We start from the raw sequence: 13,196 nt of genomic DNA, 5'->3' as shown, positions 1-13,196 counted from the left end.
TCGGGCCATTCGGCGCCGGGTGGCGATTGCCTGTGAACGTTTAATCTTGAATAATCAGTGATTGAGAATGACTTGCAGACGCTAATGACTCCCGCAGCAGTTGGCCTACCCAGTATCCTGACCATCGAAGATGACCCTGTGTTGGGTGCCTACGTGCACGAGCAACTCGGCCGCAGTGGTTTCCAGGTGACCTGGTGCCAGAACGGCCAGCAGGGCCTGCAACTGGCCCGCGCCCAGGCCTTCGACCTGGTGCTGATGGATATTCTGCTGCCGGGGCTGGACGGTTTGTCGATCCTCACTCATTTGCGCCAGAGCCACGCCATGCCCGTGATCCTGATGTCAGCCCTGGGCGCTGAAGCCGACCGTATCAGCGGTTTTCGCCTGGGTGCGGACGACTATCTACCCAAGCCGTTCAGCATGGTTGAACTGTGCGTGCGTATTGAAGCGATCCTGCGCCGCGTTGCCCTGGATCGCCGGCCCGAGCCGCCGCGCGCCTCGGTACCTGAACATGCCCGGGTGCTGCACTTTGATGATGAACGCTGCGATGTGTCCTGCCAGGACCAGTGGGCCGCGCTCACGCGCAGCGAATACCGCCTGCTGGAAACCCTGCACCGCAATGCCGAAGAAGTCCTCAGCAAAGCCTTCCTGTATCAGCAGGTGTTGCAGCGCGGTTATGCGCCCCATGACCGCAGTCTCGACATGCATGTCAGCCAGATCCGCCGCAAGCTCAAGGCCATCGGTTACATCGAGCGTGAAGTACGTACCGTATGGGGCAAGGGCTACGTGCTGAGCGGTCACGATGAAGGGCTTTGAACGACTGCCCGGCAGGCACTCGTTGTTCTGGAAGCTGGCCTGCCTGTTAATCGCCTTCTGTTTGCTGATGATCTGGCTCAGTTGGTCGTGGGGCCGCTATATGGAACAGCAGAGCGCGTATCTGTCCGACAAGTCGCGGGAGATTCTCACTGGCTATGCCGCGGGTGCCGAACTGGCGTGGAGCACACAAGGCAGCGCGGGCGTAGATGCCTGGCTGCAGCGGATGGCCGAGCGCGAAAGCACTTGGGTAGGGGTGATCGGTAACGACCTGCAGTCCCTGGGCAGCACGCCCTTGAGTGACAAGGAAAGCCAGCGCCTGACGTTTTTGCGTGGATTGGATTGGCCGGTCAGCCGGCATGTCATTGGTTTGCCCTGGATGAAAGTACCGTTTCCGGTCGACCCTGGCGCTGGGTCGCTGGTGATCGAGCTGCCGCAGCGCTTTATGCCTGGGCGCTATCAACTGTTCTGGCGGGTGGTCACCAATGGTGTGATTCCAGGTCTGTTTACCCTGTTGCTGTGCATCGGCCTTTACCGGCTGCTGATCATGCCCCTCAACCAATTGCGCGAGCAGGCCAATGCCTGGCGTGCGGACCAACTCAATACGCGGATGTCCCGTGATGCCACCAGCCGCCAGGATGAACTGGGCGAGCTGGGCCGCGCCTTTGACCATATGTCCGAACGCTTGCAGGGCACGGTGCGTTTGCAGCAGCAGCTGCTGCGCGATATGTCCCATGAACTGCGCACACCGTTGAGCCGCCTGCGGGTAGCCTGCGACAGCGAGCAAGACCTGGCCAAGCTGCGCGAGCGCCTGGGCCGAGAAATCGACGCCATGCAGCGCCTGGTGGAAGACAGCCTGCAACTGGCCTGGCTCGACAGCGAAACAACGCCGTTGCCCCAGGAAGACATTCAGCTCCAGGCCTTGTGGGACATATTGCGCGAGAATGCTTGTTTTGAAAGCGGTTGGTCCGCATCGCGCTTGCCGTGCCTGTTACCCGCGGACAGTTGGGTGCGTGGCAACCTCAATGCACTGGCCCAGGCCTTGGAAAATGTCCTGCGCAACGCCATACGCCACTCGCCACACGACGGCTGCGTGCAACTCGACGGCTGTCGGCAGGGGGAGTATTGGCATATCTGGCTGCAGGATCAGGGGGCCGGGATTGCTGAGGATGATCTGGAGCGCATCTTCGCGCCCTTCACCCGGCTGGACGGCTCGCGGCCCGGCGATGGCGGTTTCGGCCTGGGGCTGAGCATTGCCCGCAACGCCGTGCAGCGCCAGGGCGGTCGCTTATGGGCTGAAAATACCGGGCAGGGTCTGCGGGTGCATTTGCGTTTGCTGGCCCGTTAGCGCTCAGCGCCGGCGCAGTTTGCGTTTTTTCCACTGGTGCGCCACCCACCAGCGCCAGTACGCCATGGTCAGGCAATAAGCCAAGGCGCCCAATACCACCCCCAATACCACCGAACCCAGCAGGAATGGCTGCCAAAGAGTGCTCAACTGGCCGCTGATCCATTCCCACGTAAGGTTGTCGGGCAAGCTGCGTGGCGGCACATTCATCAGCCAGGCGCCGGTCATATAGGTACAGATGAACACCACCGGCATGGTGATGGGGTTGGTCAACCACACCAGGCTGATGGCGATAGGCATATTGCCGCGCACCGAAATCGCCAGGACCGCGGCAAGCAACATCTGCAATGGAATCGGGATAAACGCCGCAAATAAACCCACCGCCATGGCACGAGCCACTGAGTGCCGGTTCAGGTGCCAGAGGTTGGGGTCATGCAGCAGCGTGCCAAGAAACTGTAATGACTTGTGTTCCCTGATACTGCTGGGATCAGGCATGTACCGTTTGAATAAGCGCCGGGGCATAAGGGGTCCAGGTCAATTCGAGGGGCAAGTATGCCCGGATTCTATAAACAGAAAATTCAGACTTTGTGACAAAACATCATAGGCGCTGTCGTTCAGCCGGCTAAGACTGAGTGGATCACTGGAAAAGGATGATCCATGAAGACAGGGATGTTGGCGTTGGCGCTGGGGTTGCTGGCGTTGCGGTGGTTACCGGTGTTGCCGCCTGGCGCCGGGTTGTTGGCCATGCTGGTGCTGGCCTTGATGCTGTTGCCTTTTCGGTCCTATCCCGTGGCGTTCTTTCTGGTGGGCTTGAGTTGGGCCTGTTTCAGCGCGCAGCGGGCGCTGGATGATCGCCTGCAGCCGGCCCTGGAGGGGCAGACTCGCTGGGTGGAGGGACGTGTGGTGGGCTTGCCCCAGCAGACAGGTACGGGCGTGCGCTTTGAACTGGCCGACGGCCGGGCGCGCAAGGTTCGGCTGCCCAAACGTATCCGCGTGTCCTGGCACGGCGGGCCAGTGGTGAACAGCGGCGAACGCTGGCGTTTGGCGTTGACACTCAAGCGGCCTGCGGGCCTGCTCAATTTCCATGGGGTCGACCACGAAGCCTGGCTGCTGGCCCAGCGTATCGGTGCCACCGCAACGGTAAAAGACGGAGAGCGTCTTGCACCGGCCCGCAATGCCTGGCGCGATGCTGTTCGCCAGCGCCTGATGGCGGTGGATGCCCAAGGCCGTGAGGCGGGCTTGGCGGCGCTGGTATTGGGCGACGGTTCCGGCCTGGCGCCTGAGGATTGGCAGGTGTTGCAGGACACGGGCACGGTGCATCTGCTGGTGATTTCCGGGCAGCACATCGGCTTGCTGGCGGGGTTGATCTACGGCTTGGTCGCGATGCTGGCGCGCTATGGTTGCTGGCCCCGAACCTGGCCGTGGCTGCCGTGGGCGTGCGGTCTGGCATTTGGCGCGGCATTGGGTTACGGGCTGCTGGCCGGGTTCGGCGTGCCGGTGCAACGGGCCTGCATGATGGTTGGCCTGGTGCTGCTGTGGCGTCTGCGTTTCCGCCATTTGGGCGTGTGGTGGCCGTTGCTGCTGGCACTGAACGGCGTGCTGGTGCTGGAGCCCTTGGCCAGCCTGCAGGTAGGGTTCTGGTTGTCGTTTGCGGCGGTCGCGGTGTTGCTGTTGGCGTTCGGCGGGCGCCTGGGGCCCTGGAGCGCCTGGCAGGTGTGGACCCGACCCCAGTGGCTGATTGCCATTGGTTTGTTTCCAGTGTTGTTGGTGCTGGGTTTGCCCATCAGCCTCAGCGCACCTGTGGCCAATCTCCTTGCCGTGCCTTGGATCAGCCTGGTAGTGCTGCCTTTGGCGCTGCTGGGCACGGCGTTGCTGTGGGTGCCGCTGGCTGGGGAGGGGTTGCTGTGGCTGGCCGGCGGTGCGCTGGACGGATTGTTTAAAGGCCTGGGGTTGCTGGCCGCGCAATTGCCGGCCTGGGTACCCGCCGAGGTACCTTTGGGGTATTGGTTGGTTAGCCTGGCTGGCGCGGTGATTTTGTTGCTGCCCAAGGGGTTGCCGTTCCGGGTGCTGGGCTGGCCCATGCTGTTGATGGCTGTATTTGCGCCCAGGGAGTGGGTGCCCCACGGGCAGGTAGATGTGGTGCAACTGGACGTCGGCCAGGGGCAGGCACTGATCCTGCGCACCCGTCATCATACGTTGCTCTACGATGCCGGGCCGCGCTCGGGGCCTGTCGACCTGGGCGCGCGCGTCGTGTTGCCGTCGTTGAAAAAGCTCGGGATAGGCCAGTTGGACATGATGCTGCTCAGCCATGCCGATGCCGATCACGCGGGGGGGGCGTCGGCGGTGGCTCGGGGGTTGCCCGTCAAGCGTGTGGTGGGCGGTGAAACCGAAGGTTTGCCAGACTTTCTTGCCACCCAACCCTGTACCAGCGGCGAACGATGGGAATGGGAGGGTGTGTCATTTCAATTGTGGCAGTGGGCTGATGGGCTTGATGGCAATCCGAGGTCTTGTGTGTTGCAGGTTGAGGCCAATGGAGAACGCCTGCTGCTCACCGGTGACATTGATCGCGCCGCCGAACAGGCTTTTCTGGCCTCTTCGCTGGCGGTCCAGACCGACTGGCTGCAAGCCCCGCACCATGGCAGCCGCAGTTCGTCATCCTGGCCGTTCCTGCAGCGGCTGGCGCCCACATCGGTATTGATTTCCCGCGGGCGCAGCAATACGTTCGGTCATCCTCATCCGCAGGTCCTGGAACGCTACCACTTGCTGGGCAGCCGGGTGTACGACAGTGCCGAGCAGGGTGCCGTACGCCTGCGCCTGGGGGCGTTTCTGCCACCGATGGTTGCGCGCAGTCAACGCCGTTTCTGGCGCGAACCGTTACCGTAATCGCGTGTTACCAAAGACCCGAGCGGCAACAGGCGGGTGTGTAGCCGACGAACCCCGCTGTCGCACCTATATGATAAAGTGGCGCACTTTTTCGAGGGGGCATTCACTGTGTGGGAATTGGTCAAATCCGGCGGCTGGATGATGTTGCCGATCATTCTGAGTTCCATCGCTGCACTCGGCATCGTTGCCGAACGCCTGTGGACCCTGCGCGCCAGTCGCGTCACCCCCGAGCATCTGCTGGGGCAAGTCTGGGGCTGGATCAAGAACAAGCAGCTCGACAAGCAAAAACTCAAGGAGCTGCGCGCCAATTCGCCGCTGGGTGAAATCCTGGCCGCCGGTCTGGCCAATTCCAAGCATGGTCGCGAGATCATGAAGGAGTGCATCGAAGAGGCGGCCGCCCGGGTCATCCATGAACTGGAACGCTACATCAACGCCCTTGGCACCATCGCCGCCATGGCGCCGTTGCTCGGTTTGCTCGGCACAGTACTCGGCATGATCGATATCTTCAGCTCGTTCACTGGCTCGGGCATGACCACTAACGCAGCGGTCCTGGCCGGGGGGATCTCCAAGGCGTTGATCACCACCGCAGCCGGCCTGATGGTAGGTATTCCTTCGGTGTTCTTCCACCGTTTCCTGCTGCGTCGCATTGATGAGCTGGTGGTCGGTATGGAGCAGGAAGCCATCAAGCTGGTGGAGGTGGTGCAGGGCGATCGTGATGTAGACCTGGTCGAGGGCAAAGCGTGAAATTTCGCCGCAAGCAACGGGAAAATGTTGATATCAACCTCGCGTCGTTGATCGATGTGGTGTTCATCCTGCTGCTGTTTTTTGTCGTGACCACCACCTTCACCCGCGAAACCCAGTTGCGTGTCGACCTGCCTGAAGCGGTGAGTGGCTCGCCTGCCGAAGACCAGCAAGTCAAGCAACTGGACATCGCTATCAGCGCCGAAGGGGTGTTTTCGGTGAATAACCAGTTGCTGGAGAAAAATGACCTTCCCAGCCTGATGGAGGCGTTGCAGAAGGAGTCTGGTGGCGACACCCAGTTGCCGCTGTCCATCAGCGCCGATGGCAAAACCCCGCACCAGGCCGTGATCACCGCAATGGACGCTGCCGGCAAGCTCGGTTTCAGCCATTTGCGCATGACCACCGTCGAGGCGGCGAGCCCGCCCTGATGGCCATCTCCGACCGTTTACTCAAGGCATGGTACGAAGGTCATCCAGCACTAATGTTGCTGCGACCGCTGGAATCGTTGTATCGCCGTGTGGTTCAACGCAAGCATGCGCGCTTCGTGGCGGGCGAGGGCGAGATTTATCAGTCGTCTGTGCCAGTGATCGTGGTGGGCAATATCACGGTGGGAGGCACCGGTAAGACACCGTTGATCCTGTGGTTGATCGAGCACTGCCGACGCAATGGCTTGCGCGTAGGAGTGGTCAGTCGAGGCTACGGTGCCAAGCCGCCGCAGTTGCCGTGGCGGGTCGAGGCGGGCCACAGTGCCGAGGTGGCCGGTGACGAACCCTTGCTGATCGTGCAGCGCAGCGGTGTACCGCTGATGATCGATCCTGATCGCAGTCGTGCGGTAAAGGCCCTGCTGGCCTGCGAGCCCCTGGACCTGATCCTCTCCGATGATGGCCTGCAGCACTACCGCCTGGCCCGCGATCTTGAACTGGTGCTGATCGATGCCGCCCGTGGCCTCGGTAACCGCCGGTGCCTGCCTGCCGGGCCGTTGCGCGAACCGGTGGAGCGCCTGCAGAGTGTGGACGGGGTGCTTTATAACGGTGCCCTTTCAGACCGTGAAGATGGCTTTGCCTTCCGCCTGCAGCCCACAGCGCTGGTCAACCTGCACAGCGGCGAGCGCCAGCCGGTCACCTATTTTCCGCAGGGCCAGCAGGTGCATGCGGTGGCCGGAATAGGCAATCCGCAACGTTTCTTCAATACCCTTGAAACGCTACACTGGCAGGCGTTACCCCATGCTTTTGCCGATCACGCGCTCTACAGCGAAGAGGTCTTGAATTTTACCCCGTCATTGCCGCTGGTCATGACCGAAAAGGACGCGGTGAAGTGCCGCGCCTTTGCCCAGCCCGACTGGTGGTACCTTGCGGTGGATGCGGTACCGTCGCCGGCGTTCGTCGCCTGGTTCGACATGCAGCTGATGCGTCTGCTGCCCAACCGTCTTTTGCCTTAAAACGTTTTTTTCCAGGAAACACTCATGGACACCAAACTGCTCGATATCCTCGCTTGCCCGATCTGCAAAGGCCCGCTCAAGCTCAGCGCCGACAAAACCGAGCTGATCAGCAAAGGTGCCGGCCTGGCTTACCCTATCCGCGATGGCATCCCGGTCATGCTCGAAAGCGAAGCCCGCACCCTGACCACCGATGAGCGCCTGGATAAATGACCACCGCCTTTACCGTTGTCATTCCCTCGCGCTATGCCTCGACCCGTCTGCCGGGCAAACCGTTGCAAATGATCGGCACCAAGCCGATGATCCAGCTGGTGTGGGAGCAAGCGTGCAAGAGCAGCGCCGAACGGGTGGTGGTGGCTACCGATGACCCGCGTATCATCGAGGCGTGCAAAGGCTTTGGTGCCGAAGCGGTCCTGACCCGCGAAGACCATAACTCCGGTACTGATCGCCTGGCCGAAGTCGCCACTCAGCTGGGTCTGGCACCCGACGCGATTGTAGTGAACGTGCAAGGCGACGAGCCATTGATACCGCCGGGTGTCATCGATCAGGTCGCTGCCAACCTCGCGGCCCATGGCGAGGCGCGTATGGCGACCCTGGCCGAACCGATCGAAGACATCGAGACGCTGTTCAACCCGAACGTGGTGAAAGTGGTCAGCGACATCAACGGCCTGGCACTGACGTTCAGTCGCTCCACTTTGCCGTGGGCGCGGGATGCCTTTGCCAAGAATCGCGACGTGTTGCCGGAGGGCGTGCCATATCGCCGCCATATCGGCATCTATGCCTACCGCGCCGGTTTCCTGCACGACTTCGTCAGTTGGGGCCCGTGCTGGCTCGAGAATACCGAGTCCCTGGAACAACTGCGTGCCCTCTGGCACGGCGTGCGTATCCACGTGGGCGATGCGTTGGAAGCACCGCCAGCGGGTGTCGATACCCAGGAAGACCTCGAACGCGTCCGTCGCCTGCTGGGCGCCTGATGGAAGTTCTGTTTGTATGCCTGGGCAATATCTGCCGCTCGCCAACCGCTGAAGGCATCTTGCGCCATAAGTTGCGTGAAGCAGGCTTGGCTGGCCAGGTTGAGGTGGCGTCTGCTGGCACCGGAGAATGGCATATTGGCAACCCGCCGGACCAGCGCAGCCAGCGTGCGGCGCTGGCGCGCGGCTATGACTTGTCGGGCCAGCGTGCCCAGCAGGTTTCCCGCGCTGACTTTGCCCGCTATGACCTGATCCTGGCCATGGACCACAGTAACCTGCGCAACCTCAAGGCCATGCAGCCGGGGCAGGGCAAGGCGGAACTGGATTTGTTCCTGCGTCGCTTTGATGGCGAAGTGGACGAGGTGCCAGACCCTTACTATGAAGGTGAGCAAGGTTTCGAACGGGTCCTTGACCTGATCGAACGCGCCTGTGACTTATTGGTGATCGAATTGAAGGGGCGGTTATGACCTTGCAAGTGCGTGCGCAGGTATCGCTCAAGCCATTCAACAGCTTTGCCATTGATGTGAGCGCGCAATTATTTGCCGAGGCCCACAGTGATGCTGACGTGCGCGAGGCCATCGGCTATGCCGCCGCACACGCGGTGCCGTTGCTGGTGATCGGTGGCGGCAGCAATTTGCTGTTGACCCAAAATGTTCCGGCGCTGGTGTTGCGTATGGCGACCCAAGGCATTCGTGTGCTGAGCGATGATGGCATGCGCGTGGTGGTCGAAGCCGAAGCGGGCGAAGCCTGGCATCCGTTTGTGCTGTGGACCCTTGAACACGGCTTCTGCGGCCTGGAAAACCTCAGCCTCATCCCCGGCACTGTCGGCGCCGCGCCGATGCAGAACATCGGCGCCTATGGTGTAGAGATCAAGGATGTCTTCGCCGGCCTCACCGCCCTGGATCGCCAGACGGGCGAACTGCGGGACTTCAGCCTCGACGAATGCAAGTTCGCCTACCGTGACAGCCTGTTCAAGCACGAAGTCGGGCGTTGGCTGATCTTGCGGGTACGCTTTTCCCTCAGCCGCGCCAGTCACCTGAAACTCGACTACGGCCCGGTGCAACAGCGTCTGGTCGCGCAGGGCATCACCCACGCCACGCCAAGCGATGTGAGCCGTGCGATCTGCAGCATTCGCCGCGAGAAACTGCCAGACCCGGCAGAGCTGGGCAATGCGGGCAGCTTCTTCAAGAACCCACTGGTGTCCCATGCCCTGGCGGTTGAACTGCAAAGCCAGTATCCGGACCTGGTGGCCTACCCTCAGGCAGACGGCCAAATGAAACTCGCCGCCGGCTGGCTGATCGACAAGGCCGGTTGGAAGGGGTTCCGGGAGGGCGATGCGGGCGTGCACAAGATGCAAGCGCTGGTACTGGTCAACTACGGCACCGCCACCGGGCAAGAGATTGCCCAACTTGCGCTACGCATCCAGCAAGATATCTTCAAGCGCTTCAAGGTCGAGCTGGAAATGGAACCCAATCAGTACTGAGCTTTATCTGCTCTGAAAATGAAAATGCCCCGTATCTCGCGATACGGGGCATTTTTATTGCTGCGATTGATCAGTCATCGCGGCTCATGATGCCGAAGATCTGCAACAGGCTGATGAACAGGTTGTAGATCGACACATACAGGCTGATGGTCGCCATGATGTAGTTACGCTCACCGCCGTGGATGATGGCGCTGGTCTGGAACAGGATGCACACCGAGGAAAACAGCACAAAACCCGCGCTGATCGCCAGTTGCAGGCCGCTGATCTGGAAGAACATGCTGGCCACCACCGCCGCCAGCAACACGAAGAAACCTGCGGTGATGAAGCCACCCAGGAAGCTCATGTCCTTACGGCTGATCAGCACGTAGGCCGACAGACCACCAAACACCAGGGCCGTCATGGCAAACGCCGAACTGACCACTTCCGCGCCGCCGGCCATGCCCAGGTAGCGGTTGAGGATCGGGCCGAGGATAAAACCCATGAAACCGGTCAAGGCAAACGCCGACACCAGGCCCCAGGCCGAGTCACGCAGCTTGTTGGTCAGGAAGAACAGACCATAGAAGCCGATCAACACGACAAAGATATTCGGGTAGCCGACGCGCATCTGCTGGGCCACGTAAGCCATCACGCCGCTGAATGCGAGGGTAAGGGCGAGCAAGCCGTAGGTGTTGCGCAACACGCGGCTGACTTCAAGCTGCTCAGCCTGCGCGTTGCCATTCACTGCGTAATTCTGTTCGCGCATGGCGACACTCCTTCAGTTTTGAAACGTTCAGTCGCAAAGATCATAACAGACGCCTTGTAACAAGCGATGCAGAGAGTTTGACAGTGTGTTTCATTCGGGTATTATGGCGCCCGCTGACACGGGATGGGCTACTATAATCCCGTGATGCACAAGGGAAATTGGCAGAGTGGTTGAATGCACCGGTCTTGAAAACCGGCGGACGTTAATAGCGTCTCCAGGGTTCGAATCCCTGGTTTCCCGCCAAGATTTACACGAAAGCCCCGCGAAAGCGGGGCTTTTGCGTTTCTGGGGTTTGTCTCAGAAAAATCTCTACAGACTGATCGTTTCCGCATCATTTCCGGCAGTTTCCGCAACCTAGCGCTGATCGCGGTCAGCGCGTCGGCTTCACGATCTCCCCGACACGACGGTAAACCGTCTCGGTTATCCGCTTGTCCGTATGTCCCAGCAGGCGGCTTGCGTCGCCCAGATCCAGAATCTCACTGGCAGCTTTCGGGCGGATATCACGGAACTGAAACTGTCGAATACTGGATGCAAGAACACCGTCGCCTGCCTCTCTGGCGATGGCGATTGCTTTGTCGCGAGCGTCATCAAAGCGTAGGCGAAGCATGTGCTTAGTCACCTGCCTGCCGTCTTCGGTGATTATCAGGTAAGGGTTTCGTACTCCCCGTGAGCGTCTTTGCTCTATCAGCCTTGCAACCAAGGCGCCCAGGTCATTGAGTGCGCCGGCAGCGGTCAGGCGAATGCGCAGCTTCTTCGATGTCTTGCCCTGGGACACCTGCAGGAATTCGTTTACGGCGTCCGCCTCACGCATGGACAGCGTATCCGCCGGGCGCTGGGCAGTCAGGTAGGCCAGGTCCATCGCGTCACGCAGTTCCGAGGCTGCGACGGCATACACGGCGCTCCAGATTTCCTCGGTGGCGTAGAAGTCACGCGGCACCTCTTTGTTCTTGCGCACGCCGGCGGCGGGGTTGTTCTCTGTGAGCCCCCACTCCCGCGCAATGTTGTAGATGTGGGACAGTAGGGATATCTCCCTATTGGCCCGGACTTTGGCGGTTCGGCTGTCCCGGTACTGCGCGATGATCTGCGGCGAAACTGCGTCAATGGGGGCGTCATTGAAGGCCTTGCGCAGCTGTTTGAGGCTCAGCAGATTGTCGCTCTGCGTCTTTGGTTTCTTGCCAGGGATTATTTCCCGCTCATACCGGTCAAACACCTGGGCCAGCAGGGCGTTCTTCTTCGGCACGGGCTTGCAATCAAGCTTTGCCCATTCAGCCTTTGCGATATCCAAATCACCCCCGAGCGGGATTTCCACCCGCTTCCCGTCTTCATTCCTCCCGTCGTAGTAATAGCCAACCCACTCTTTGCCACCCATCAGCGTGCGTACGCGCCGAATCATTCGCGGCGGCAGGTCCCTGTTTGCCGCCTTTTTCGCTCGCATCTTTTTATCCTACTCGTGACAAGTCCAACGACCAGGCTTCGGCCGCAACGTTTTCTGCTGAGGGCTTTACGCCTGCCAGCTTCATCCGAGCGTATACCCGGCCCACAACTGGCCGGCGCGCCCGGGTCAGCACGTACTTCCATCCATTCAGGTTGAGCCACGCGATCTGGCGCGAGGGGATCATATAGCCAGTAATTGCCGCGATTTCTTCTTCGGCAAGGGTTTCGCTTTGCATTTCCATGGTGTGCACCTCTATGCCTCTGGTTTGTCGAGTGAGCCCGCAGGCCCCGCTGTCTTGATGATTTGGATTGCCAGGCCGAAGCTGATCAGCAGCCAGGCGCAGGTCCCGGCGAAGGCGTAGAGCAGTGCCTCGGTGGTGCCGGTGTCCAGCAGGTCGAGCCCGACCCAGAAGAACCAGCCGAGTGTTCCGACCAGGTACAGCAAAGCGCCCAGCAGTATCAGAGTGAGTTTCATTGCGAACATGGGGTGTCCTTGCCGCGCTGGGCGGCAGAGGTGGTTAAGGGCTGGATGCGTGATATAATTTAGTATTTGTGATTGTAAGTTGAGGCTAAGGTTTTTGGTTGGTCTTACTTATAGTATGTATTAAGTTTGAGATGTGGGCTCACAGGAGTATTTTCAGTGAAAGCTATGTACCTTCCAAAGGTCAAAACTAAATTAGGGTCTCGTGAGTTGGTTTGCACGAATACCGTCCATCTAAGTGGTATGGATTCGTTTGAGATTTTTTTAGACGATTGGTCATGTGAGGTGGTTTTTTCAAAGGACTCCGAGGCGAGCAGGTATGAAGTTGGAGTTCGAGATGATGGAAAATTAGTTGTTCGCTTGTTTAATCATACCAATATGGTGGGTGAGTCAATTTTTGATCCTATTATATTGGCTAAGGCAGGAAGTACAATCATATCGATGACGTATTGGACTCAGCTTGTAGTTGAGGAGTCAAAGATTAGGAGGTTTGAGTATACGCTTTGGGCGGAGGCATCTTGATGATAGATAACGGAGAGTCTCAAAGTGGAAGTTTAAATCAGAAAATAAAAACTTCCGTCATCGAAAATCCCAGGTCGCAAGTTGGTCGCCCGGTCGAAGGTGTTATAACGAAGCAGATAGGTTCTGGGGAATACGCAAAAGATACTTTTATTTATATTACTATTAGGTGGAGTTTTAGTATTGGTTGTGCGATGTCAGTTGCTTTGTATGTAAGGTCATATTTTGGTGGTAGTGATGTAATGGAGGATATGAAGAGTGTCTGGTCGATATTTATGCCGGTTATAACTCTTGCTCTAGGATACTCTTTTGGTAAAGGGCGCTAATTTATTGGACGACTCACCGGCAGGCA

General features: G+C 59.4%; 17 protein-coding genes and 1 tRNA gene. 13 read left to right on the top strand and 5 right to left on the bottom strand.

Going from position 1 to position 13,196, the window contains the following annotated elements; translation table 11 throughout:
- Window positions 1-84: 84 nt before the first annotated feature.
- Entirely contained in the window at window positions 85-813 is a 729-nt protein-coding gene (locus AC07S6_RS04875; RefSeq protein WP_127880692.1) for a response regulator transcription factor, read from the top strand.
- Window positions 800-2,158: a sensor histidine kinase gene (locus AC07S6_RS04870; RefSeq protein ID WP_495111832.1), complete on the top strand. Its 1,359-nt coding sequence runs from the start codon at window positions 800-802 to the stop codon at window positions 2,156-2,158. Before AC07S6_RS04875 ends, AC07S6_RS04870 begins: the two co-directional genes overlap by 14 nt.
- Window positions 2,159-2,161: 3 nt before the next feature.
- Here AC07S6_RS04870 and AC07S6_RS04865 read toward each other — a convergent pair whose 3' ends face one another.
- Window positions 2,162-2,677, bottom strand: a complete 516-nt coding sequence (locus tag AC07S6_RS04865) for a DUF2062 domain-containing protein (protein WP_003192045.1) — start codon at window positions 2,675-2,677, stop codon at window positions 2,162-2,164.
- Window positions 2,678-2,812: 135 nt separating this feature from the next.
- Between AC07S6_RS04865 and AC07S6_RS04860 the strand changes: the two genes are divergently transcribed.
- From AC07S6_RS04860 to murB, 8 genes are all read left to right on the top strand, one after another.
- On the top strand, window positions 2,813-5,038 hold the full coding sequence (locus AC07S6_RS04860) for a DNA internalization-related competence protein ComEC/Rec2 (protein ID WP_495111831.1): 2,226 nt from the start codon (window positions 2,813-2,815) through the stop codon (window positions 5,036-5,038).
- Between the two features lie 108 nt (window positions 5,039-5,146).
- On the top strand, window positions 5,147-5,782 hold the full coding sequence (locus tag AC07S6_RS04855) for a MotA/TolQ/ExbB proton channel family protein (RefSeq protein ID WP_034128146.1): 636 nt from the start codon (window positions 5,147-5,149) through the stop codon (window positions 5,780-5,782).
- Window positions 5,779-6,207: an ExbD/TolR family protein gene (locus tag AC07S6_RS04850; protein ID WP_495111830.1), complete on the top strand. Its 429-nt coding sequence runs from the start codon at window positions 5,779-5,781 to the stop codon at window positions 6,205-6,207. Before AC07S6_RS04855 ends, AC07S6_RS04850 begins: the two co-directional genes overlap by 4 nt.
- Window positions 6,207-7,217 (top strand): tetraacyldisaccharide 4'-kinase, encoded by a 1,011-nt coding sequence (lpxK, locus tag AC07S6_RS04845; RefSeq protein ID WP_495111829.1) that lies wholly within the window; start codon window positions 6,207-6,209, stop codon window positions 7,215-7,217. The genes AC07S6_RS04850 and lpxK overlap by 1 nt, the downstream gene beginning before the upstream one ends.
- A gap of 24 nt (window positions 7,218-7,241) precedes the next feature.
- Window positions 7,242-7,427, top strand: coding sequence for a Trm112 family protein (locus AC07S6_RS04840; RefSeq protein ID WP_003174668.1), 186 nt, complete (start codon window positions 7,242-7,244; stop codon window positions 7,425-7,427).
- Complete coding sequence (kdsB, locus tag AC07S6_RS04835) at window positions 7,424-8,188, top strand: 3-deoxy-manno-octulosonate cytidylyltransferase (protein ID WP_054898278.1); 765 nt, start codon at window positions 7,424-7,426, stop codon at window positions 8,186-8,188. The genes AC07S6_RS04840 and kdsB overlap by 4 nt, the downstream gene beginning before the upstream one ends.
- On the top strand, window positions 8,188-8,652 hold the full coding sequence (locus AC07S6_RS04830; protein ID WP_197881722.1) for a low molecular weight protein-tyrosine-phosphatase: 465 nt from the start codon (window positions 8,188-8,190) through the stop codon (window positions 8,650-8,652). The genes kdsB and AC07S6_RS04830 overlap by 1 nt, the downstream gene beginning before the upstream one ends.
- Window positions 8,649-9,668: a UDP-N-acetylmuramate dehydrogenase gene (gene murB / locus AC07S6_RS04825; protein WP_495111828.1), complete on the top strand. Its 1,020-nt coding sequence runs from the start codon at window positions 8,649-8,651 to the stop codon at window positions 9,666-9,668. Before AC07S6_RS04830 ends, murB begins: the two co-directional genes overlap by 4 nt.
- A gap of 70 nt (window positions 9,669-9,738) precedes the next feature.
- Here murB and AC07S6_RS04820 read toward each other — a convergent pair whose 3' ends face one another.
- Window positions 9,739-10,410 carry a Bax inhibitor-1/YccA family protein gene (locus tag AC07S6_RS04820; RefSeq protein ID WP_003192030.1) on the bottom strand — a complete coding sequence of 224 codons (672 nt, stop codon included), beginning with the start codon at window positions 10,408-10,410 and terminating at the stop codon, window positions 9,739-9,741.
- Between the two features lie 152 nt (window positions 10,411-10,562).
- On the opposite strand from AC07S6_RS04820, the gene AC07S6_RS04815 reads away from it, so the two are divergent.
- Window positions 10,563-10,653 (top strand) — tRNA-Ser (locus tag AC07S6_RS04815).
- A gap of 127 nt (window positions 10,654-10,780) precedes the next feature.
- On the opposite strand, the gene AC07S6_RS04810 is transcribed toward AC07S6_RS04815, so the two are convergent.
- From AC07S6_RS04810 to AC07S6_RS04800, 3 genes are read right to left on the bottom strand one after another with little or no spacing between them, the layout of a single operon-like run.
- Complete coding sequence (locus tag AC07S6_RS04810) at window positions 10,781-11,845, bottom strand: tyrosine-type recombinase/integrase (RefSeq protein WP_495111827.1); 1,065 nt, start codon at window positions 11,843-11,845, stop codon at window positions 10,781-10,783.
- A 4-nt stretch (window positions 11,846-11,849) separates the two neighbouring features.
- The gene (locus tag AC07S6_RS04805) at window positions 11,850-12,086 is read right to left on the bottom strand and encodes a DUF4224 domain-containing protein (protein ID WP_032872120.1); all 237 of its coding nucleotides are present in this window, start codon (window positions 12,084-12,086) and stop codon (window positions 11,850-11,852) included.
- An 11-nt stretch (window positions 12,087-12,097) separates the two neighbouring features.
- Window positions 12,098-12,328 carry a hypothetical protein gene (locus AC07S6_RS04800; protein WP_495111826.1) on the bottom strand — a complete coding sequence of 77 codons (231 nt, stop codon included), beginning with the start codon at window positions 12,326-12,328 and terminating at the stop codon, window positions 12,098-12,100.
- 165 nt (window positions 12,329-12,493) lie between these two features.
- Here AC07S6_RS04800 and AC07S6_RS04795 point away from each other — a divergent pair, with 165 nt between their 5' ends.
- Together AC07S6_RS04795 and AC07S6_RS04790 are read left to right on the top strand one after the other, a co-directional pair.
- Window positions 12,494-12,847, top strand: a complete 354-nt coding sequence (locus AC07S6_RS04795) for a DUF6864 domain-containing function (protein WP_495111905.1) — start codon at window positions 12,494-12,496, stop codon at window positions 12,845-12,847.
- Entirely contained in the window at window positions 12,847-13,170 is a 324-nt protein-coding gene (locus tag AC07S6_RS04790; RefSeq protein WP_495111825.1) for a hypothetical protein, read from the top strand. The genes AC07S6_RS04795 and AC07S6_RS04790 overlap by 1 nt, the downstream gene beginning before the upstream one ends.
- Window positions 13,171-13,196 lie beyond the last annotated feature (26 nt).

The sequence above is a fragment of the Pseudomonas sp. GW821-FHT07B01 genome, from assembly GCF_059419065.1.
The sequence above is the reverse complement of the archived record's forward strand: the minus strand, read 5'-3'. Positions and strand labels throughout refer to the sequence as shown.